Origin of the sequence: Thermopolyspora sp. NPDC052614, from assembly GCF_040678635.1 — a bacterium.
GTDB lineage: Bacteria > Actinomycetota > Actinomycetes > Streptosporangiales > Streptosporangiaceae > Thermopolyspora.
Genome location: NZ_JBFATZ010000012.1, coordinates 73,489 through 94,325, shown reverse-complemented (window position 1 = coordinate 94,325; position 20,837 = coordinate 73,489). Strand labels below are relative to the sequence as shown.

17 protein-coding genes are annotated in these 20,837 nt (G+C 72.1%); 11 read left to right on the top strand and 6 right to left on the bottom strand.

The features are described from left to right. Positions 1 to 133: 133 nt before the first annotated feature. Together AB0K60_RS24595 and AB0K60_RS24590 are read right to left on the bottom strand one after the other, a co-directional pair. A complete protein-coding gene (locus AB0K60_RS24595) occupies positions 134 to 661 on the bottom strand; it encodes a 2Fe-2S iron-sulfur cluster-binding protein (protein ID WP_364059752.1) in 528 nt (175 codons plus the stop codon). Positions 662 to 739: 78 nt separating this feature from the next. Beyond that, on the bottom strand, positions 740 to 2,479 hold the full coding sequence (locus tag AB0K60_RS24590) for an LCP family protein (RefSeq protein ID WP_364059382.1): 1,740 nt from the start codon (positions 2,477 to 2,479) through the stop codon (positions 740 to 742). Between the two features lie 532 nt (positions 2,480 to 3,011). Here AB0K60_RS24590 and AB0K60_RS24585 point away from each other — a divergent pair. After that, positions 3,012 to 3,875, top strand: coding sequence for an MBL fold metallo-hydrolase (locus AB0K60_RS24585; RefSeq protein WP_364059379.1), 864 nt, complete (start codon positions 3,012 to 3,014; stop codon positions 3,873 to 3,875). Here the strand turns inward: AB0K60_RS24585 and AB0K60_RS24580 are convergent. Next, positions 3,845 to 4,969, bottom strand: coding sequence for a DUF3616 domain-containing protein (locus tag AB0K60_RS24580; RefSeq protein WP_364059376.1), 1,125 nt, complete (start codon positions 4,967 to 4,969; stop codon positions 3,845 to 3,847). The two genes, AB0K60_RS24585 and AB0K60_RS24580, sit on opposite strands and share 31 nt — an antisense overlap. 476 nt (positions 4,970 to 5,445) lie before the next feature. On the opposite strand from AB0K60_RS24580, the gene AB0K60_RS24575 reads away from it, so the two are divergent. The 5 genes from AB0K60_RS24575 (at position 5,446) to AB0K60_RS24555 (ending at position 10,948) form a co-directional block, all read left to right on the top strand. Continuing rightward, positions 5,446 to 7,194, top strand: a complete 1,749-nt coding sequence (locus AB0K60_RS24575) for a SpoIIE family protein phosphatase (protein WP_364059373.1) — start codon at positions 5,446 to 5,448, stop codon at positions 7,192 to 7,194. A 205-nt stretch (positions 7,195 to 7,399) separates the two neighbouring features. Then, a complete protein-coding gene (locus AB0K60_RS24570) occupies positions 7,400 to 7,990 on the top strand; it encodes an SDR family NAD(P)-dependent oxidoreductase (protein ID WP_364059749.1) in 591 nt (196 codons plus the stop codon). Beyond that, on the top strand, positions 7,987 to 8,202 hold the full coding sequence (locus AB0K60_RS24565; RefSeq protein WP_364059370.1) for an SDR family oxidoreductase: 216 nt from the start codon (positions 7,987 to 7,989) through the stop codon (positions 8,200 to 8,202). The genes AB0K60_RS24570 and AB0K60_RS24565 overlap by 4 nt, the downstream gene beginning before the upstream one ends. Before the next feature lie 498 nt (positions 8,203 to 8,700). Further along, positions 8,701 to 10,053 carry an MFS transporter gene (locus tag AB0K60_RS24560; protein ID WP_364059367.1) on the top strand — a complete coding sequence of 451 codons (1,353 nt, stop codon included), beginning with the start codon at positions 8,701 to 8,703 and terminating at the stop codon, positions 10,051 to 10,053. Between the two features lie 169 nt (positions 10,054 to 10,222). Continuing rightward, complete coding sequence (locus AB0K60_RS24555) at positions 10,223 to 10,948, top strand: hypothetical protein (RefSeq protein ID WP_364059364.1); 726 nt, start codon at positions 10,223 to 10,225, stop codon at positions 10,946 to 10,948. Between the two features lie 36 nt (positions 10,949 to 10,984). On the opposite strand, the gene AB0K60_RS24550 is transcribed toward AB0K60_RS24555, so the two are convergent. Then, positions 10,985 to 11,917 carry a dihydrodipicolinate synthase family protein gene (locus tag AB0K60_RS24550; protein ID WP_364059361.1) on the bottom strand — a complete coding sequence of 311 codons (933 nt, stop codon included), beginning with the start codon at positions 11,915 to 11,917 and terminating at the stop codon, positions 10,985 to 10,987. Between the two features lie 277 nt (positions 11,918 to 12,194). Between AB0K60_RS24550 and AB0K60_RS24545 the strand changes: the two genes are divergently transcribed. Then, the gene (locus AB0K60_RS24545; RefSeq protein WP_364059358.1) at positions 12,195 to 13,304 is read left to right on the top strand and encodes an alcohol dehydrogenase catalytic domain-containing protein; all 1,110 of its coding nucleotides are present in this window, start codon (positions 12,195 to 12,197) and stop codon (positions 13,302 to 13,304) included. Position 13,305: 1 nt separating this feature from the next. Then, on the top strand, positions 13,306 to 14,532 hold the full coding sequence (locus AB0K60_RS24540) for a DUF3500 domain-containing protein (protein WP_364059355.1): 1,227 nt from the start codon (positions 13,306 to 13,308) through the stop codon (positions 14,530 to 14,532). Between the two features lie 26 nt (positions 14,533 to 14,558). Here the strand turns inward: AB0K60_RS24540 and AB0K60_RS24535 are convergent, their stop codons facing one another. Beyond that, entirely contained in the window at positions 14,559 to 15,461 is a 903-nt protein-coding gene (locus AB0K60_RS24535; RefSeq protein ID WP_364059352.1) for a LysR family transcriptional regulator, read from the bottom strand. 286 nt (positions 15,462 to 15,747) lie between these two features. Between AB0K60_RS24535 and AB0K60_RS24530 the strand changes: the two genes are divergently transcribed. Beyond that, the gene (locus AB0K60_RS24530) at positions 15,748 to 16,923 is read left to right on the top strand and encodes an alpha/beta fold hydrolase (RefSeq protein ID WP_364059349.1); all 1,176 of its coding nucleotides are present in this window, start codon (positions 15,748 to 15,750) and stop codon (positions 16,921 to 16,923) included. 121 nt (positions 16,924 to 17,044) lie between these two features. After that, positions 17,045 to 17,830, top strand: a complete 786-nt coding sequence (locus AB0K60_RS24525; protein WP_364059346.1) for an SDR family oxidoreductase — start codon at positions 17,045 to 17,047, stop codon at positions 17,828 to 17,830. A 33-nt stretch (positions 17,831 to 17,863) separates the two neighbouring features. Here AB0K60_RS24525 and hypF read toward each other — a convergent pair whose 3' ends face one another. Beyond that, positions 17,864 to 20,146, bottom strand: coding sequence for a carbamoyltransferase HypF (gene hypF, locus AB0K60_RS24520; RefSeq protein ID WP_364059343.1), 2,283 nt, complete (start codon positions 20,144 to 20,146; stop codon positions 17,864 to 17,866). Positions 20,147 to 20,377: 231 nt separating this feature from the next. Between hypF and AB0K60_RS24515 the strand changes: the two genes are divergently transcribed. Next, a complete protein-coding gene (locus tag AB0K60_RS24515; protein WP_364059340.1) occupies positions 20,378 to 20,827 on the top strand; it encodes a hypothetical protein in 450 nt (149 codons plus the stop codon). Positions 20,828 to 20,837 lie beyond the last annotated feature (10 nt).

The window sequence follows — 20,837 nt, the reverse complement described above, 5'->3', positions numbered from 1 at the left end:
CCCGTGACCGGCTTCATGACGTACCTCATGGCGGGCCTCGTGACCGGCCTCGTGACCGGCCTCGTGACCGGCCTCGTGACCGGCCTCGTGACGGGCCGCATGACGGGCCGCATGACGGGTCTCGTGACCGGTCTCATGGCGGGGGCCTCTCGGCGCGGGGTGTCGCCGCCACCTCCGTGATGGCCTCCGCGATGCGGCCGTAGCAGCCGCAGCGGCAGATGTTCCCGCTCATGCGCTCCCGGACCTCGTCGAGGTCCAGGCGGGGCGGGGCGGACAGATCGGCGGTGGCCGCGCTCGGCGCGCCCCTGGCGACGTCGGCCAGGATCGCCACCGCCGAGCAGAGCTGGCCGGGGGCGCAGTAGCCGCACCCCACGGCCCCGTGGTCGATGAAGGCCCGCTGCAGCGGGTGAGGCTCGCCGCCGGCGGCGAGGCCCTCCACCGTGGTGATCTCGGCACCGTCGAGGGCGACGGTGAGGGCGAGGCAGGCGTAGACGCGGCGGTCGCCGACCAGGACCGTGCAGGTGCCGCACTGGCCGTGGTCGCAGCCCTTCTTCGCGCCGGTGAGCCCGAGCCGCTCGCGCAGGGTGTCGAGCAGCGTGGCGCGGGTGTCCACGCGGACGTGGTGCGGCACCCGGTTGACGATCAGCCGCACCGGCTGGATGCGCACCCGATCGGGGTGGAGTACCTCGGCCACGCCGGGGCCCCTACCCACCCGTCGGGTTTTCTCCCTTATTGTCCCTTATTTCATTTTTGTCCGGTTATCTGGAGGTGGGCAGACCTGCCGCGTCGCGTCGAAGGCCGTAACGCCCTCGGCGATCTCCTGCCGCCCCCGCTCGAACGTCGTGAGCCCCTTCCAGTCCTTCCCGATCACGAGCACGAGCGCGGGGCCGTCCACTCCGGGAACGCGAATCCGGCGGGCCTCGCGCACGTCGCCGACGAGCGTCAGAACGCCGCTCTCGGCGGCGGGGCCGTACTCGATGGTCGTCCTCCGGTACGGCTCGCCGGTCGCCTCGGCCGCCGTGTCCACCTGGTAGCCACGCCGCCGCAGCTCGGCGGCGACCTTGACGGCCGAGCTCGCGCCGTCCTTGCGCCCGGTGCCGTCGCGCACCACGACGCGCACCCGGTCGCGTGGCGGCGGATCGTGCCGCCCGCCGCGCACGCCGTCGATCGACCGGTCCTGGGCGATGTGCTCGAACAGCCGGTCCGCATCGGGCCGCACCCACTCGACCCGGCCGGGCGACGCGACCGAGTAGCGCCACGGGGTGGTGACGAACCGCACGCCGCCCGCGTCGAGCCCGCGTACGCTTTCGGCGAGGTCGCGCAGCACCCCGGGCGTGAGGTCGGGATCGGTGGTGACCGACCGGGTCGCCGCGTCGAGGAATCGGTAGAGGCGGGCCGGATCGGTAAGCACCGCGCCGCTCGTCGCCTTGCGCACCATCGCGCCGATGAACAGCTGCTGGCGTTCGATGCGGCCGATGTCGGAGCCGTCCCCGGCGCCGTACCGGGTGCGAACGTAGCCGAGCGCCCGCTCGCCGTCGAGGGTCTGGTGCCCGGCCGGGAGGTCGAGCAGCGCCTTGCGATCCCGGATCGGCTCGGGCAGACACATCTCGACGCCGCCGAGCGCGTCCACCATCTCCTTGAACCCGATGAAGTCCACCTTGACGAAGTGATCGATGTGGATGCCGGTCAGCGACTCGATCGTCTTCCACAGGCAGCCGATGCCTCCGGCGGCGAACGCGGCGTTGATCATGCCGGTGTGCTCGCGCTGGCCGGGCAGGCCGTCCCTGGCGGGGCAGGAGGGCAGGCGCACGAGCGAGTCGCGCGGGAAGCTGACCAGCAGGGCGTCGTCGCGATCGGGGGAGAGGTGCGCGAGGATGATCGTGTCGGTGCGTCGGCCGCTGACGCGGTGTCCGTATTTGGCGTTCTTCCCGTCCCGCTCGTCCGAGCCGACGATCAGGATGTTGACCGCGTCGGTCACCTTCTCCGGCCGTACGCCGAGGTCCCCGGCGGCGATCTCGGTGTGGCGGATGTTGCCGCTGAGCCGCACGTACGCCGCGGCCACCGCGACGCCCGCCGCCAGGACGACCGCCAGCACGGTCGCGACCACCGACCACAGCCAGACCCGCCTTCGCCGGCGCGGCCGTCGCCCGTCGCCGGGAGTCCCCGTACGTCCGGCGTCCGCCACGACGTCACCGGCCTCGTCGCGTGTCTCGTCGCCGTCGGAGGCGACGACCTCCGGCGGCGCGTCCCCGCCCGCGTCCTCCGGCGCGTCCCCGCCCGCGTCCTCCGGCGCGTCCCTGCCCGCGTCCTCCGGCGTGTCCCCGTGCGCGTGCTCCGGCTTGTCCTCCGGCGTGTCCCCGTGCGCGTGCTCCCGCGTGTCCTTCCCCGTGTCCTGTCGCGCGTCCTCGGGGGAGTCGGGGGCTCCGGACGCGCTCGGCTGTCTGTCGTCGGCGGTCTCCCCGCCAAGCCCGGCGTTCATCAGATACCTCCGAGGAGACCCCCGCCTGGGGGCGGGGGAGGAATCGGACCCCTGCGGAGCAGGGCAGGGGCAGGCGATTCGCCGCCAGGCGAGCCGCCATCAAGACGCCGCCGCACGATCCGGTAATGTGTTCGAGGGCGGCGATGACCAAGCCGCCCGACGAACGATGCGCGCCATCCCCGCCGCCGGGCCGGCGCAACCGGCGACGGTTGGTATCCCGGTCCTTCTCGGCACCTACCGGCCGCGGGTTCGGGTCCTTCGCGATGCCGTGAAGGCGCGCACCTTCGAGGCCAAGTAAGGCGCAGTATCAGTCTAAAAGGGCGGACTCGGGCGAGAAGATCAGATATTTGCTGTTCTTGCGGTTTTCCGCTATTGGTCATTGATCGGTTGATTTGGTGGCAAGGAGTCGTCAACTACCCAAAATGTGAACCTTGCAACCCTCTGGGTCGGCATCAGCGCGGTGCCGTGGGAGGTTAGCCGGACGCGTGCGCGAGAAGACACACAACGACGACGACCCCGGGAGGCGGGTGCCGTGACCGAGAGCACCGCGTGGATCTGCAGGACCTGTGGCAACCAGGCGGCGGCGACCCCGCAGCCGCCGTCGAACTGCCGCATCTGCGACGACGAGCGGCAGTACGTCGGCCACCAGGGCCAGCAGTGGACCACCCTCGCCCAGTTGGTCATCGAAGGCCACCACAGCGAGGTGCGTGAGCTCGAACCCGGCCTGATCGGCATCGGCGTACAGCCCCGCTTCGCCATCGGCCAGCGGGCCCTGGTGGTCTCCACCCCCGCTGGCCAGGTGTTGTTCGACGTGCCGGGCCACATCGACTCCGCCGCCGTGCGGGCGGTGCGCGAACGCGGCGACCTGATCGGCGTCGCCGCCTCCCACCCGCACTTCTACGGCGTGGCCGTCGAGTGGAGCCACGCCTTCGACGGCGCGCCCATCCTCATCCCCGAGGCGGACGCCGAGTGGCTCATGCGGCCCGACCCGGCCGTGCGGCTGTGGAGCGACACCTACGAGATCGCGCCCGGCGTGACGCTGGTGCAGTGCGGCGGCCACTTCCCCGGCAGCGCCGTACTGCACTGGGCCGCCGGGGCGGACGGCCGCGGCGCGCTGTTCACCGGCGACACGATCACGGTCGTGCAGGACCGCAGGTACGTGACCTTCATGCGCAGCTATCCCAATCAGATCCCGCTGCCGGAGCGGGCGATCCGCCACATCCTCGACCGCCTCGCCCCGTACCCCTTCGACCGCATTTACGGCGGCTGGTGGGACAGCGTCATCCCCTCCGGCGCCCGCGAGGCCGTGCACCGCTCCGCCGAGCGCTACATCCGCTGGGCCACCGGCGGCGCCGACCCCGAGACCTACCTGGGCAGCGACACCACGTCGGCGTAGACCGAGCCGCTCTCGGCCAGGCGGCTCGCGGCCGGGCTGTCGTACACGATGAGCAGGCGATCCCCCGAGTCCCCTGATTCCTCCGATTCGCCCGGCCCGACCGGCTCGCGTAGCAGCGCGATGCCCTCGGCGTGATCGTCCCCGTCACCGTACGGGGGCTCAAGCAGGACCTCCAGCCGGTCGGCGGACACGATCTCCGGCTGGTCGACGACGGCGGCGCCCGGCCAGCGCAGCACGCGCACCGGCCCGTCGAGGTCCATGCTGGGACCGGCGAGGATGAGCAGATCGTCGCCGTGCGGGCACAGGTCGCGGATGCCGAGCCCGGACAGGTCGAGGAAGTGGGTGCGGTAGAGCGCGCCGTCCTCCAGCGGCGTGAGCTCCAGCCGGTCGTCGTGGTGGGGGTGGGTGCGCGGCCGGATCTCGATCAGTACGGCCCAGCCCCGCAGCACCGGCCCGCGCAGACCGATGTAGAGCCGGTCGCCGTGGGCGGCGATGCCCTCGATGTCCACGCCGTTGTCCTTGCCGGGCAGGGCGAGGAACGGCGCGAGATGCGGGTCGTCCTCCAGCAGGTCGGTGAGCGCGTCCTTGTGCGCGCCCAGCACGGCGGCGGTGCGGGCCTCGCCGTCCACGACCGCGCGGCGGCGGACCTCGGGCAGGCCGTCCGGGCCGGTCACGACCGGGAGGCGGGCCAGGATGAAACGGTTGGGCTCGCGCACCACCGTCGCCAGCCTGCGGCGGGCCTTCGCCGCCGAGTGGTGGGGACGGATGCGGCGGCGCTTGAGGCTGTGCGAGCCGATCGCCCACAGCCAGGCGCCGGCGCGGGCGAGGCCCTCGATGTCGGCCTCGTCGTCGGGGCCGGCGGGCAGGTCGATCAGGTCGGCGAGCCGTACGGTGCGGTGGTCGGCGTAGCCGGTCACCCGGCCCTCCGCGTCGTGTACGGCGGTCAGTCGCTCGATGGTGGCCGTCTCGTCGCCGGCGACCCATAGGCAGGCGCCGTCCTGCCGTACCGCCGAAAGGTTGGTGTGCGTCTCGCTTGCCCGCGCGTCGTCGTCGAAGCACAACTCGACGCGCCGCTCCACCTGTATCTCACTCACATCCGCCATGGTCGCAGGCATGGGCGCGCGGCGATCCCCCCGTCTCAAGGGATGGAAGGGGCAGGGATGACGCGTGGGGCGGCGGGACGGGCCGTACGGGGGCTGCGGGATGATCGAGGGCGGCGACCAGGGGAGGCGATCAAGGGATGCCGAAGAAGGCGCGAGGGCTCGCGGAGAGCGATAGGGTTCTGCGTGACACCGGTCGCACACAATGAGTCGCCGCTGTAGAACTCTGTGGTATTTAGATTTTCTTTTGCGAGTGACGTGGCGGGGGATTACTGGTAGACAGTGCACTGCGAGTCGTAATCGCATGATCACTCGTAGTGTGCCGCCGTCGACGCGGAGATGAGCGGCCGCTCAAGTCAGGCAGGGACCGGCGGGCCGACACCGGGAGTGTGGGGGAAACAGATCCCGGTGCGGAGCGCGAGGGAGCAATGATCAGGCATGCCGGTCCACACGTTGGATCAGGGGGAAAGGTGCCTCACTTTCAGGGCGACCATGAGACACGGGAGCTCATGGTCGGGTCCTCGGCGGTCGTCGAGGAGGCGCAGAAGATGCTCGCCGAGCGTCTGGGCTGCTCGTCTCCCGAGGCGCTCGGACACCTGGAGCGCGTCGCCGGAGAGAAGGGGGTGGGGGTCACCACCGTCGCCGCCACCCTCGTCGGCGACGTCGGTCTGGACGAGCCTTCGGCCGCGCTGACCGATCCGACCGTCATCGAGCGTCCCCACCTGCATCCGGCGGAGTGGTCGGCGACGTGGGTCGACGGGGTCCTCGACGTCATCCCCACCCCGGCGGCGCTGCTGATTCCGATCCGCGTCGCCGGCGGCGCGATCGTGGAGTTCCGCATCGACCGGTGCAACGGCGAGGCCACCGACCTGATGGGCCGCACCCCCGAGGAGATCACCGGCCGCCGTCTGCGCGAGACCTTCCCCGGCATCCTGCTCTCCGGCATCTTCGAGGCGTACGTCCACGTCATGCAGACCGGCGAGCCCGTACGGCTCGGCCCGCTCACCTACCAGGAGGCGATCAACGGCGTGCTGTGCCCGGCGGTGCTCAGCGTGCGGGCGCAGAAGGTCGCCGACCGGCTGCTGGTGAGCTGGCAGTTCCACGACGAGGAGGCGCGCCTGGCCGCTCGGATGGCGGACGTCGAGCGCATGGTCAAGCTCGGCTGGGCCGAGTGGAACAACGTCACCGGCGAGACCTCGTGGACCGGGGAGATCTACAAGATCTTCGGCAACGGCCCGAAGGAGCCGCCGCTGCCGCTGGCGCAGCTCCCCGACCGGGTGCACCCGGAGGACGCGCCGCAGGTCCGCCGCGCCATCACCGCGCTCACCGAGCTGCACCGCTCCGAGACCTTCGAGTTCCGCGTCGGCGACCGCCACGTCTCCGCGACCGCCGAGCCCGTGCTCGACAACTTCGGACAGCCGATCGCGTTCCGCGGCGTCATGCAGGACGTCACCGCCCGGCGGCGCATCGAGGAGCAGCTCGCCCAGTCGCGCAACGAGCTGGAGCGGCAGCGGCTGCGCCTCGCCGAGGAGATGCAGCGCGCCCTGCTGCCGCAGGCGGATCCCCGCCTGCCCGGCGTGCGCGTCGCCGTCCGCTACCACCCCGCGCAGAACACCGAGCAGGTCGGCGGCGACTGGTACGAGGCCACGACGCTGCCCGACGGCCGGGTGCTCATCGCCATCGGCGACGCGAGCGGCCACGGCCTCACCGCCGCGGCCCGCATGTCCCAGCTCCGCAGCGCCCTGATCGGCGTCGCCTTCACCGGCGCGACCCCCGCCGAGATCCTGCACTGCATCAACCGGGTCGTGTACCACACCCAGGAGGAGACCGCCACGGCCACCGCCGTCGTCGCGCACTTCGACCCCGCCACCCGCAAGCTGACCTGGGCCCGCGCCGGTCACCCCGCCCCGGTCCTCGTGCGCGACCGCCGCGCCCGCCGCCTGCGCAACTCCTCCGGCACCGTCCTCGGCGCCACCGAGGACGCCGGCTACCGCGTCACCACCACCCTCCTCCACCCCGGCGACCTCGTCCTCCTCTACACCGACGGCCTCGTCGAACGCCGCACCGGCGACCTCGCCGACCCGGCGCACGTCCTCCAGCGCGCCGTCCGCGCGGGCGGCGCCACCGACCCCGACAGCGCCCTCGCCGCCTTCGACTTCGGCAACCCCGAGGACGACACCTGCGCCCTCGCCTTCCAGGTCGCCCGCGAGACCGGCTGATGGCACGGCCTCGCGGGCGCGGGTACGGCGGGTGCGTTGTTCACGGCGGTTGGCGCCGTCGTTGGCGCCGAGCCGTCGGAAACCGGCGTTGAGCAGCGGTAAGGGAGTCCGGCGGGCGGCCCCTCGGTCATAGCCTCGGCCTATGGCCTGGGACAGGTTTGCGACTTAGACTCACCCCTACGCTGAGCCGCATCATGTTTACGTGATGGAAATCTCAACGTCATCGTTCCCCGAACCGGTCGCCTCGGCGTCCGCGCCCGGTTGGGCGGGTCGCTCGGCGCTTGTGACGGGAGCGGCGGCGGGTATCGGCGCCGCCGTGGCGAGCAGGCTCGCCGCACTGGGCGTCTCGGTGACAGCGGCCACACTGCGCCCCGGCGAGGGCGGAGAAGACGTGGTCAAGCGGATTATCGACGCCGGCGGCAAAGCACAACTCGCATTCGGTGACGTATCCGATGAGCAGGTCGTGACGCGGCTCGTCGCGACAGCGACCGACGCCTTCGGGCCGCCGGACATCGTGGTACACGCCGCAGGCGGGATCACCAGCGCCGCGGCCACGGCCGACCTCGCGGCGGCCGACTGGGACCGGATCATGGCGATCAACCTCCGCTCGGCGTACCTGGTCATGCACGCGGTGCTGCCCGCCATGATCGAGCGCGGGTGGGGGCGTATCGTCACCGTCGCCAGCGAGGCCGGACGCATGCCGACGCGGGTGGGCTCCTCGGCGTACGCGGCGGCCAAGGCCGGAGTGATCGGCCTGACCAGCACGTCGCCCGCGAGGTGGCCGCCGCCGGCGTGACCGTCAACGCGACGGCCCCGTCGACGACGCTGTCTCCGCGGGTCCGGTCGCTGTATCCGGACGGCGGCGCGTCGCTGGGCGCTCAGCACCCGATGCGGCGGCTGGCCGAGCCGGAGGAGCAGGCGGCGGCGATCGTGTTCCTGTGCTCGCCGGAGGCGAGCTATGTCAACGGCGCGTGCCTGGACGTCACCGGCGGCTCGGTGAACATCTGACGGCGGCGTCGCCGGCAGAGCGCCGCCGCTGCCGCTGACCCGCTGCCTCTGGCCTGTGCCGGTGGCGTCGGCAACCGTTCGAATTCACCTCACCTCAGCACTGCACATCCTCACCGCAATTCACCACTGCACATCACCACTGCACATCGACTCGCACAGGCGATGGGCCGTCCGCATCCGGTAGGGCCGATCACCCGCCGGGATGCGGCCGGCCGTCCGCCCCGAGGCGTTCCCGTACCCACGGTGATCGCTCCGTCTCTCACCCGCCCTCCCGCCTCCGGCGAACACCGCACATCGCCCGACAGTCTGTGAGCCAGGGGAGCCGTGCCGCTCCCGGCCTGCGGATCGGAAGGCGGGGACGGGCCCCCGATCACGCGCTCACGTACGCGGTCGCAGCCGAGCCGCGTCCCCTCCCACCGGCGCTGCACCTGGGTCATGCGCCCGACCCGCGCCCAGTCCACCCGCCCGCACGCATCCCCCAAGGGTAAGGAACACGAAATGGCACCACTCCGGCTGCGTGGCAGCAGTTTGAGGTACTTCGTCCCTGCATTCTGCTGCCTGATCATCATCTGCGACGGCTACGACGTCTCGGTCTTCGGCGCCACGGTCCCGGTGCTGCTGAAGTACGAGCAGTGGAATCTCGACGCGGCCGAGGTCGGCGCGATCGCCAGCCTCGCCCTGGTCGGCCTGCTGCTCGGCTCCCTGCTGTGCGGCTTCGCCACGGACCTGCTGGGACGCAAGCGCATGCTGATCCTCTCCACGAGCTGGTTCTCCGCGTGCATGCTGGTGTGCTCCGTCGCGCCGACGAGCCAGATATTCGGGCTGTTCCGCTTCCTCGGCGGCATCGGACTCGGCGGGGTGATCCCCGTCTGTATCGCGCTGACCGTCGAGTTCGCCCCGTCGTCCCGGCGCTACCTGTTCAACGCGATCGGGAACGCCGGATTCTCCGTGGGCGCGATCATCTCGGCGCTGCTCAGCATCGCGATCCTGCCGCAGTTCGGCTTCCGCCCGATGTACGCGATCGCGGGCCTGCCCCTGCTGCTCATGCCGGTCGCGATGGTCATGCTGCCCGAGTCGATCGACTACCTGGTGTCCAAGGGCCGGATCCGTGCGGCGCAGGAGGTGGCCCGGCGCTTCGACCTGCCGATTCCCACCGCCGACACCACGCCCCGGCAGGCGGCGGCCGACGGGCGTGAGCGGTCGAACCTGCGCGTGCTGATGCGACGACCGCTGCTCGGAGGCCTCGTGCTGTTCAGCATCGCGGCGTTGATCGTGCAGGTGTCCATCTACGGGCTCAACACCTGGCTGCCGCAGATCATGCAGACGGCCGGCTACGGGCTGACCTCGGCCCTGAGCTTCCTCGCGACGCTCTCCGTCGGCGCGATCGTGGGCAGCCTGACCTTGTCCTGGTTCGCCGATCGGGCCGGTCCGCGCCATGTCCTGATCGTGAGCTTCGGCATCGGCGTCATCGCGCTGGCGGTGCTGAGCGCCGGTCCGCCGACCGCCGTCGTCTACCTGGCGGTGGCCCTCGCCGGCGTCGGCGGAAGCGGAACCGCCGCGATCCTGCACGCGTACGTCGGCACCTGGTTCCACGCGGCGGTCCGCGCCTCCGCGGTGGGTTCCTACCTGGCGGTGTCGCGGCTCGGCAGCATCCTCGGCCCGCTCGCACTCGGCTGGATCATCGTGGTCGGCCTGCCGGTGAGCTGGACCTTCTACGCCCTCATGGCCCCCACGGTGATCGGCGTGCTCGTCGTCCTGCTGCTCCCGCGCAGGCATCTGGACGGCCGTCCGCTGAACGCCGCCGCGCCCCAGCCCGCCGACCTGTCCGCGTCCGCGAGCCAGGTCTCCTGAAGACCGGCCATAGGGAGGCCGGATCCGGATCTCCGGCGAGCCGGGGTCCGGATCCGGCCGTACGGCGTCGGCCATCAAAGTCGGTCATCAAAGTCGGTCATCAAAGTCGGGCATCAAGGGCTGGGCATCAAAGTCGGGCATCAGATCCAGGAAACGAGCGTCGGCCGAGGTGCCGACGGGCACGAGACAGCCGAGCCGCACGATCGCGCTCGGCGGAGGAGGAGTCGTCATCGAAACACCGAACCCGGGCGGCCCGGACTCGCCCCTCTTCGCGGCCGTCGGAGTGGCGTCGGTCGTGGACGCCATGGCCGAGCGCGGGGCCGATGGAATCATCGAAGGACCCCGGTCAATCCTTGGCTCCGGCGTGTTCATCGGGCCCGCCGTCACCATCCGGTTCGGCGAGCCGGCGCCGGACGGCCCGCAGGACGCCCAGGAGGTCTGGAAGGTGGTCGACGGCGCGGCCGCGGGCAGCGTGCTCGTCCTCGCGGCGGACGGGGACGAGATCAGCACGCTCGGCGGCGTGACCGCCGGAACCGCGGCCGCGCGGCGCCTCGCCGGAGCCCTCACCAACGGCCTGATCCGCGACACCGACGAAATCGAGGGCTACGGCTTCCCGGTCCGCTACCGCCGCGCCCACCCGCGGGCGTTCCGCGGCTCCTGCCGAGGAACCGGGGTCCCGGTGCTGATCGGCGGGGTCGAGATCAGCCCGGGCGACCTGATCGTGTCCGACCGGGACGGAGCCGTGCGCGTGCCCCGAGCGGACGCGGCGGCGGTGATGGAGCGCGCCTACGCCATCGAGAACCTCGAACGCCTCTGGGTCGACCACGCCCGCGCGTACCGGTCCATCGCGGCGGGATACCAGGAGGTCGCCCGCCGCTTCGGCTCGCCGCACTGACCCCGGCCCCGGCGGCTCAGGGCGACTCAGGGCGGCTCAGGAGATCTTCGCTCGGGGGTCCCGCCGGGCGAGCCGTTCCAGCAGCACATCGACCTCGGCGCGCTCGGCGGCGGTGAGCGGCCGCCCCGGGGCGCGCTGGGCGTCGAAGGCCAGCAGGCCCCGCCGCCGCATGACGTACTTGCGGACCGCGAGACCGACGGCGGCCTGCTGCTCGTAGCGGATCAACGGCAGATGCGCGTCGAACAGGTCGTGCGCGTCGTCGGTGTTCCCCTCGGTCACGAGCCGGACGACGTCCACGAGGAGCTCGGGGAAGCAGTAGCCGGTCATCGCGCCGTCCGCGCCGCGCCGCATCTCGAAGTCGAGGAACAGGCCGCCGTTGCCGCACAGGATCGACAGGCGCGGCATCTCGCCGGCCTCCTCGGCGGCGCGCAGCGCGCTGATCTTCTCCAGGCCGGGCCAGTCCTCGTGCTTGAGCATCACCACCGACGGCACGTCCCGCGCGATGCGCCGCAGCACCGGCGCCGACATCACGACGGAGAACGTGAGGGGATAGTCCTGGACGACGACCGGCACGTCCGGCCCGAGCGCGTCCCCGACCTGGGCGTAGTAGCCGACGATCTGGTCGTCGGTGCGCAGGGTGTTCGGCGGGGCGACCATCACGCCCGCCGCGCCCCGGGACATGACCTCGTCGGTCAGCGCCTTCATCGGCCCGAAGCCCGGCGCGGAGACCCCGACGATCACGGGGAGGCGGGTCCGGCCCAGGACCGTCTCGACGATCTCCACGGCCTCGGCGTGCGTCAGCTTCGGCGCCTCGCCCATCTGCCCGAGCAGCGTGAGGCCGTCGACTCCGACCGCCTCGTAGAAGTCGACGAGCCGCCGCAGCGAGTCCAGGTCCACCTCGCCGCCGGGGTGGAACGGCGTCGGCGCGATCGCGTACACGCCGCGGGTGGTCCTGCTGATCGACGTCATTGATCGCCCTCCTGGGGGTCGGTGGCCGGGGGTCGCACGGCCGCTTCTTGTTCACCCATCACTGAAGCCGCCCGGACCGCCTATGCGCTAAGACCAATCCCTCGTGCACTCCATAAGCCTCGCCTATGCGTTCTCGGGGGCGCGCCCGGGGACAGGTCCGTAATAGGGCCGGGGATAGGCGGTGCCTATCCCCGGGAGCGGTAGTGCGTCTTGGACACCCGCGGGCTCGCACCCCCACGCTGATGTGGTCACCCTTCGCGACAGTGAGGACCCCTGTATGACCGCGATCCCGAACGTGATGCGGGCGGCCGTGCTCGCCGAGCCCGGCCGCATCCGGATACGCGATCTCCCTGTGCCGGAGCCGGGACCGGAGGACGTCCTGGTGCGCGTCCATCGTGCCTCCCTCTGCGGGACCGACCTCAAGATCCGCAGCGGCGAGTTCTTCGCCCACGGGGGCCCGCCGGCGGACCCCTTCGTGCCGGGACACGAGTACGCCGGCGTCGTGGCGGCGGTCGGCTCGACGGTGGACGAGTTCCGCGTCGGCGACCGGGTGGTGACCGAGGCGCACCGCGGCTGCATGCGCTGCGTCAACTGCCTGAACGGGGCCTACACCGGCTGCCTCAACTACGGCGACCGCGGCAAAGGACACCGGGCCCTCGGCATGACGGTCAACGGCGGATTCGCGCAGTACGCCCTGAACCATGTCTCGACGCTGCACCGCCTGCCCGAGCGGATCAGCTTCGACGCCGGGGTCGTCCTGACGACCGTGGGCACCGTCATGCACGCGTTCGACGTCCTGGGGACGATGCTCGCCGGCAGCAGGGTCGCCGTTCTCGGCGCGGGGCCGATCGGCCTGCTCGCCGTACAGGTCGCCAGGCAACTGGGCGCGGAGCTCGTCGCGCTGAGCGGGACCCGCGAGGCCAGGCTCAAGATCGGCGCGATGTACGGGGCGGATCTCCTGCTCAACGCGCACGAGGACGATGTCGTCGCGCGGGTGCGGGCCGCCACCGGCGGGCTGGGGGCCGACGTCGTCCTGGAGTGCTCAGGGGCGGCGCCGGCCGTGAACGACGCGTTGCGGATGACCAGGCGTGGCGGCGCCGTGGTCCTGGTCGGATTCTTCGAGCGGCCGGTGACCGCCGACCTCAACCAGGCCGTGATGAACGGCATCACCCTGCACACGGTGCGCGGCGAGGGCGCCGGCTCGGTCGCGCGCGCCGTCTCGCTGGCGGGCCAGGGGCGGCTCGACACCGAACGGCTGGTCACCCACCACTTCCCGCTGGAGGAGCTGACCGAGGCGTTCGACACCTACGCCGAGCGCCGCGACGACGCCATCAAGGTCATGCTCGACATCGCGGAACCGGACGCGCCGGACCTCGGCGAGGGCTGAGATGGGCGAGAACGCCACCGGCCCCGAGGGCCGTCCGCGCGACGCCGAGCGGACGGTCGTGGACGACGACGCCGAGCGTACGCTCGTGGGCGACGATGACGAGCGGACGCTCGTGGACGATATGGCCCGCGCTGCGGCCGACCTCCTCGACTCGCTCCCGCAAGCGCTGCGCGCCCGCGCGGCCCTGGTCCCCTTCGGCGATCCGGACGTCGAGGCCGAGCGGCTCCGCTGGTTCTACACCCCCACCGACCACGGCGGGGTGCCGATCCGCGAACTCGCGCCCCGGCAGCAGAGCCTCGTCATGCGGCTCCTGGCCTGCGGCCTGACCCGGCCGGCGTACGTCACCGCCTGCACCGTCATGGGGCTGGAGAACGTCCTCGACGAACTGGAGGGGTGGCACGTCGACTGGGGCCGGGAGCGCGGACGCGACCCGGGGCTGTACTGGGTACGCGTCTTCGGGCGTCCCGGCGAGCCCCTCTGGGGGTGGCGGATCGGCGGCCACCACCTGTCGGTGAACCTGCTGATCCACGACGGGCGGATCGCGGCGGCGACGCCGTCGTTCCTGGGCGCCGACCCCGCCGCGTCGCCGCTGCTCGCCGGGACGCTGCGACCGCTCGGCGGGGTGGAGGACCTCGCCCGCGCCCTCATGACCTCGCTGGGGGAACGGGAGCGGGCGCGGGCCCTGCTGCATCCCCGCGCGATCTCCGACATCGTCTCCGGCAACCGCGCCCGCGTCCGCCCCGGCGACCGCATGCTGCACATGCAGGACCTGTTCCGCGGGCCGCTTCCCCCGCCTCGGCTGTCCGCGCTGGTGGACCGGATCGACGAGGTCGCCGAGCGCGCCTCCGGCTACACCGAACAGGACCACGAGGCGATGGCGCTCACCGCCGAGCCCCAGGGGTTCCCCGCCCGCGAGATGACGCCGGAGCAGCGCGACCTGCTCCGCGCGCTGCTCGCGGCCTACACCGACCGCTCTCCCGCGCCGGTCGCCGCCGCCCATCGCCGCCACCACCTGCGCGACCACAACCTTGATCAGGTGCGTTTCGGCTGGGCCGGCGGCATCTCGCCGGGCGAGCCGCACTACTACCGGCTCACCGGGCCGCGGCTGCTCATCGAGTACGACAACACCCAGCGCGGCGCCAACCACGCGCATTCGGTGTGGCGGGATCCGGATGGGGACTTCGGACTGGACCTGCTCGCGTCGCACCGCGGCGAGGTCCCGCACTGACGTGCCAGGACCGGCCGCCAGGGGTCCTAGCAGACCAGCGCGTCCGCGGGCACGCCGGCGCGGCTGACCAGCGGGAGCTCCACCGAGTTCAGCAGATCGACGAACCGCCGTACCAGTTGCATCATCGGGCCGCGCCCATAGGCCACCAGCTCGCGGTAGAGCGGCGGCTCCAGCGGCCGCACGTGCCGCTCCCAGCCCGGCGGTACGGCGTTCGCCGGGATCAGCGCGAACCCCACCCCCTGCACGGCGAGGTTCAGGGACGCCGCGACCTGACCCACCCGCGCCACCGTCCGCGGCGTGAAGCCGAGCGACCGCGCCGCCCAGTCGACGACCTCCGACATCCCCTGCTCGGGCTCGAAGTGGATCCACTTCCCGGCGGCGAGCTCGGCCACCGAGGCGCGCTCGGCGTCGTACGGCCCGCGACCGGCCACCACCAGGCTCTCGAAGCCGAGCGACACGATGTCCCCGTCCCAGTTGCGTGGCCGGGGTCCGATCGCCACGTCGCCGTGCCCGGCGCGCATCGCCGTCTCAAGGTCCCTGCGGTGGGAGTAGTCGTGCAGCCGCAGCACCGTGGCGGGGTACTTCTCGTGCCAGCGTACGATGCCGGCGGGCAGCACCCCCGAGGCCACCGACCGCACGGTCAGCACGTGCAGCTCACCGTCGAGGCCGCCGACCACGTCGGCCACCGCCCTGCGCGCCGCCTCGACCGCGTCGATCACCGACCGCGCGCGGGGCAGGAAGACCCGGCCGGCGGCCGTGAGCGTGACGCCCTGTCGTCCCCGCTCCAGCAGCTTGGCGCCCACCTCTCGCTCCAGGGCGCGGATCTGCTGCGACAGCGAGGGCTGCGCGACGAGAAGCTGAGCGGCCGCCGCGCTGAACGAGCCGTATTCGCAGATGGCGATGAAGTACTCGAGCTGGCGCAGGCGCATGCCCGGGAGGGTAGCACTATAGGCCCCGGCTATAGTCAATGGTCGCATCCGATATTGGACGCGGGCCCCGGCTGCGCGAATCATGAGGGGACACGAAGGGACCGTGTGCCCCGCCCACGTCGCCCACGTCGTCCCTGTCATCTATGTCACCTATGTCGCCAATGTCGCCTATGTAGCCTGCGACGACCCGGACCGCGGCTCGCGCCGACGCGCGGCTGCCGCCCGTCGCGGTTCGCCGATCGGCCGTCCGGTCTCCGGACGCGAACGCATACGAGGAGCGTCACGAATGTCATCACAGCAGGAGACGATCGAGGGCCGGCTTCCGGTCGTGGTCCGCGAGTTCGCCGGTCGCCGTGCGGAGACGGACGACGCCATCGCGGCGCTCCCGGTGGAGTCGGCGGCCGCGCTGCGCCAGTTCTCGCTTGAGCGTCTGATGGGGTACGGCGTGGACTACGCGGACGCCGTCGAGTTGCGTGCCCGCGTGCTCGACGGGCGGGACTGGCGCTCGGTCGCCACCGAGCTCGCGGAGGCGTGCCTGCGCCGCGTCGGAGGCGCGGCCGAGGTCGCCGCCACGCCCACGCGCGTCGCGTACCTGCGCCGGGCCTCGGCCCTGCTGCGCATGAGCCAGGTGATGATGCTCGCGGACACCGACGACCGCCGGGCGATCTTCGCACGGGCCGCCGAGCTGTTCGGGCAGGCCGCCGAGCTGAGCGGCGACCATGAGCGCGTCACGCTGGAGACCGGCCGCGGCCCCGTGGCGGGATGGCTCGTTCCCGCGCACGGCGCCGCCGTGGCCTCGGCCGTCGTCGTCGGCGGCGTCGAGGGCTGGGCCATGGACTTCGTCTGCATCGGCGAGGCCCTCGCCGCGCGCGGCGTCGACGCGCTGATGCTCGACGCCCCGGGGCAGGGCGAGACGCGCCTCGTCCACGGTCACTACCTGTCGCGGTCGTGGGCCGAGGCGTACCGGCGCGCCGTCGACTTCTTGGCGGAGCGCTCGCCGGGCCTGCCCATCGGCATCGTCGGCAACAGCATGGGCGGCGGCTTCGCCATGGCCGTCGCGGCGCGGGACACCCGGATCCGGGCGTGTGTCGACAACGGCGGCATCCCGGCTCCGTGGCTCGTGCCGCCGAGCGTGGGGACCTTCTTCACGAAGATGACGGCCGTCTGCGGCACCGAGGACGCGGACCTGGCGCATGACGCCTGGAAGACCGTGACGCCCCTCGACGGGGGACCCAACGCCGGCTATCCGCTGCTGGTCGTACACGGCGGCCGGGATCCCCTGGTGTCGTCGGACACGGCGCGGGCGATGCTGGAGGGCGCGCCCACCGACGACAAGCGGATGGTCGTCTTCTCCGACGGCGACCACTGCGTCTACAACCACCGGGCCGACCGCGACGTGCTCATCGCCGACTGGATGCGGGCCCGCCTGTCCGGCCTGCCGGAACCACGGATCCCGGAGTGAGCGGACACCCCGGGGCCGACGCCGTGATCGCTCGCGAGGCCGCGTGTTCAACCGGCGGACGCACATCGCCGCCGATACGGTCGGGTTTCTCGACAGCAATGTTTCGACCTTAGGAGACGTCGTGGATTTGGGGCTCGCAGGGAAAACCGCGCTCGTGCTCGGCGCGAGCGGCGGGCTGGGCGGCGCGATCGCCGCCGAGCTGGCCCGTGAGGGGGCCCGCGTGGCCGTCGCGAGCCGCTCCGCCGAACGTGCGCAGGCCGTTGCCCGGCAGATCGCCGACGCGGGCGGCGAGGCGCTGCCCGTCAGCTGGGACCTCGGCGACCTGGCCGCCATCGACGGCGCCGTCAGCACCGTCGAGGACCGCTATGGACCGGTGAACGTGCTGGTCAACAACACCGGTGGCCCGCCGCCGACGCCCGCCCACGGGCAGGATCCGGCGCTGTGGCGGGAACACTTCACCTCGATGGTGCTGTCGGTGATCGCCCTCACCGACCGGGTCCTGCCCGGGATGCGCGCGGGCGGGTGGGGCCGGATCATCACCAGCACGAGCTCGGGGATCATCTCGCCCATCCCCAACCTCGGACTGTCCAACTCTCTCAGGCTCGCCCTCACCGGTTGGTCGAAGACGCTGGCGCGGGAGGTGGCAGGCGAGGGAATCACCGTCAACGTGCTGGTTCCCGGCCGGATCGCCACGCGCAGAACCCGCATGCTGGACACGGCCAGGGCCGAGCGGGAGAAGCGGCCCATGGCCGAGGTGGTCGCCGAGAGCCTCGCCGCCATCCCCGCAGGCCGGTACGGCGAGCCCCGCGAGTACGCCCAGGTGGCCGCCTTCCTCGCCGGCGAGTGCGCCTCGTACGTCACCGGGTCGGTGATCCGCGTCGACGGCGGCCTCATCGCCGGCCTGTGATCTCCCCCTCCCGTCGCCCGCGACGCGCGCCGGTCATGCCCTGCCGTACCGGCCGGCGTCGCGGGCGGCGGTGATGGCGACCTGGCCCAGGCTGATGCCGCCGTCGTTCGGAGGCACGTGGCGGTGGGTGAGGACGCGGAAGCCCCGCTCGCGCAGCGCGGGGACGACGCGGCCGAGCAGGAGCCGGTTCTGGAAGACGCCGCCGGACAGGGCGACCGTGCCGAGGCTCGTCGAGGTGCGGATGCGGTCGCACGCCTCGGCGACCATCACGGCGAGGCTGTTGTGGAAGCGGGCGGCGATCACCGGCGTCGGGGTGCCGACGGCCATGTCGTCGGCGATCGAGCGCACCAGGTCGGGGCCGTCGAGCAGCAGGGGATGGCCGCCGAGCACCCGGACCGGGTAGGCGTCGGTCACGGCGGGGTCGGCGTGCTGCTCCAGCTCGATCGCCGCCTGCCCGTCGTAGTTGATCGACTCCCGTACGCCGAGGATGGCCGAGACCGCGTCGAACAGCCGCCCCGCGCTCGACGTCAGCGGGCTGTTGGCGCCGCTGCGGGCGGCCTGGACGACGAAGTCCCAGCGGCTCGCGTGCCGCTCGCGCACCTGCGTCGTCTTCGGGGCGCCGGGGGCCGCGTCCAGGTAGGCGGCGGCCATGCGCCAGGGCTCCCGGATCGCCAGGCTGCCGCCCGGCACCCGTACCGGCAGCAGATGCCCGGCGCGCATGTAGCCCAGCAGGTCGGCGACGAGCAGCTCCCCGCCCCAGATCGTGCCGTCGGGTCCGTACCCGAGCCCGTCGAAGGCGACGCCGATCACCGTGCCGCTCTCCTCGTTGTCGGCCAGGCACGAGGCGATGTGCGCGTGATGGTGCTGCACGCCGACCAGTTCGACGCCGGTCAGCTCCCGGGCGTACTTGGTGGACAGGAACTCCGGATTCAGGTCGTGCGCGACCACCCGCGGCTCGATGTCGAACAGCCGCCCGAGGTGGGCGATCCCCGTCCGGAACGCCTTCAGCGTCTCGAAGTCCTTCAGATCCCCGATGTGCTGCGACACGAACGCGTGCCCGTCCTTGGCCAGGCAGAACGTGTTGCGCGACTCGGCCCCGCACCCCAGCACCGGCCGCGGCGGCGCCACCCGCAAAGGCAACGGCTGCGGCGCGTACCCGCGCGAGCGCCGCACCGGCGTCGTCTGGCCCTGGTGCAGCAGGATCACCGAGTCCTCGGCCCGCATGTGGATCGGCCGATCGTGGGTGAGGAACGCGTCGGCGATCTCGTTCAGCCGCCGGAACGCGTCCTCGTCGTCCAAGGCGATCGGCTCGTCCGAGGTGTTTCCGCTGGTCAGAATGTACGGCCCGGCCAGCTCGGCGGCGAGCAGATGATGCAGCGGCGTGTACGGCAGCATCAGCCCGAGAAACCGGTTGTCCGGGGCCACCGCCGCCGCCACCGGCGCGTCCGTACGCCGGGGCAGCACCACGATCGGCCGCCGCGGCCCGGAGAGCAGCCGCCGCGCGGTCTCGTCCACCTCGCACAGCCGCTCGGCCGTCGCGAGATCGGGCACCATCACCGCGAACGGCTTGTCCTCGCGCACCTTGCGCGCCCGCAGCGTGATCGCCGCGTTCTCGTCCTTGGCGTCGGCCGCCAGGTGGTATCCGCCCAGCCCCTTGATGGCGACGACCCGCCCCGCGCGGATCATCCGCGCCGCCGCCACGATCGGATCCCCCTGCACCTCGTCGCCCGAGGCGTTGACGAGCCGCAGCTTCGGTCCGCACGCCGGGCAGCAGATCGGCTGCGCGTGGAAGCGCCGGTCGGCCGGGTCGTTGTACTCCGCGGAGCACTCCGCGCACATCGGGAAGCCCGCCATCGTGGTGGCCTCCCGGTCGTAGGGGACGTCCTTGGCCACGGTGAACCGAGGGCCGCAGTTCGCGCAGTTGGCGAAGGCGTACCGATAGCGCCGGTCCACCGGGTCGAACACCTCGCGCAGGCAGTCGGCGCAGGTCGCGACGTCGGGCGCGATCCACGCCTGCCGCTCCTCCCCGCCCCGGCTGGAGATGATCGCGAACCCCTGCTCGCCCACCGGGGGAATGGGCTCCACCACGACGCGCGAGATCACCGCCATCGGCGGCGCCTCGCTCCGCACCGCCCGCTCGAACCGCGAGATCGCCGGCGCCGGCCCTTCGACCTCGATGAACACCCCGGCCGAGTCGTTGCCCACCAGCCCGGCCAGGCCGAGCCCCCTGGCCAGCGCGTACACGAACGGCCGGAACCCCACGCCCTGCACGATGCCCTCAACCCGGATGCGGCACCGGATACGTGCATCACTCATGTTTTCCGGCCTCAGCATGCCCACCGACACACCCGCCACCCCTTCCCATAGGGCAACACGTACCCAAGGCGATCACCGATCGGCACGTCCCCGCGCATCGCTCCCTGCTACGCAGAAAAGGCGAAACCGGTTCAGCTCCCGCCGCGGGCGGAACGGATCGGTATCGCTCGGTGGCTTATCGTTCACGCATCCGTGAAACTTAACGGCTTGCGTCGTCGACATGCTCGTGTCATGACCCCAGAGAAGAGCGGTCGGTTCAACGGGGCCGCCGTCCTGCCTGAGCAGGCGGCCGAGGCCCTGTTGAACGCGCTGGCTCTCCGCGGCGTCCTCGCCGAGCGGCGGACCGGTGAACGCGGTCCGCAAGTGGTGCTGCCGTCCGGTCTGACGATCGGCATCGAGGCCGACTGCTACTCCTGGCCCGTCGGGAGCGGCCTGCAGATTCATCCCCTGAACAACGCCGAGGGGGCCGCCACTCTCATCGCGGAGCAGGAGAACGATCCCGTATGGCGGCTGCGGAGGCTCCATCCGGGCTGGCTCATCATGCAACCGATTCCCGGCAGTTTCATCGCCGTGCCCGCCTCGCGGCGGCTCTGGCACCTGACCGTCGTCCACGCCGCCAGCGCGGAGGACCTGATCGCCACGCTGCGACGCGTCGAGGCCCAGGTGCCGCCGAGGGCGTAGGAAGGCACGC

Coding starts and splice junctions, on each gene's coding strand:
- AB0K60_RS24590 (WP_364059382.1), bottom strand. CDS start 2,479: ATGAACGCCGGGCTTGGCGGGGAGACCGCCGACGACAGACAGCCGAGC.
- AB0K60_RS24570 (WP_364059749.1), top strand. CDS start 7,400: ATGGAAATCTCAACGTCATCGTTCCCCGAACCGGTCGCCTCGGCGTCC.
- AB0K60_RS24560 (WP_364059367.1), top strand. CDS start 8,701: ATGGCACCACTCCGGCTGCGTGGCAGCAGTTTGAGGTACTTCGTCCCT.
- AB0K60_RS24550 (WP_364059361.1), bottom strand. CDS start 11,917: ATGACGTCGATCAGCAGGACCACCCGCGGCGTGTACGCGATCGCGCCG.
- AB0K60_RS24545 (WP_364059358.1), top strand. CDS start 12,195: ATGACCGCGATCCCGAACGTGATGCGGGCGGCCGTGCTCGCCGAGCCC.
- AB0K60_RS24540 (WP_364059355.1), top strand. CDS start 13,306: ATGGGCGAGAACGCCACCGGCCCCGAGGGCCGTCCGCGCGACGCCGAG.
- AB0K60_RS24535 (WP_364059352.1), bottom strand. CDS start 15,461: ATGCGCCTGCGCCAGCTCGAGTACTTCATCGCCATCTGCGAATACGGC.
- AB0K60_RS24530 (WP_364059349.1), top strand. CDS start 15,748: ATGTCATCACAGCAGGAGACGATCGAGGGCCGGCTTCCGGTCGTGGTC.
- hypF (WP_364059343.1), bottom strand. CDS start 20,146: ATGAGTGATGCACGTATCCGGTGCCGCATCCGGGTTGAGGGCATCGTG.
- AB0K60_RS24515 (WP_364059340.1), top strand. CDS start 20,378: ATGACCCCAGAGAAGAGCGGTCGGTTCAACGGGGCCGCCGTCCTGCCT.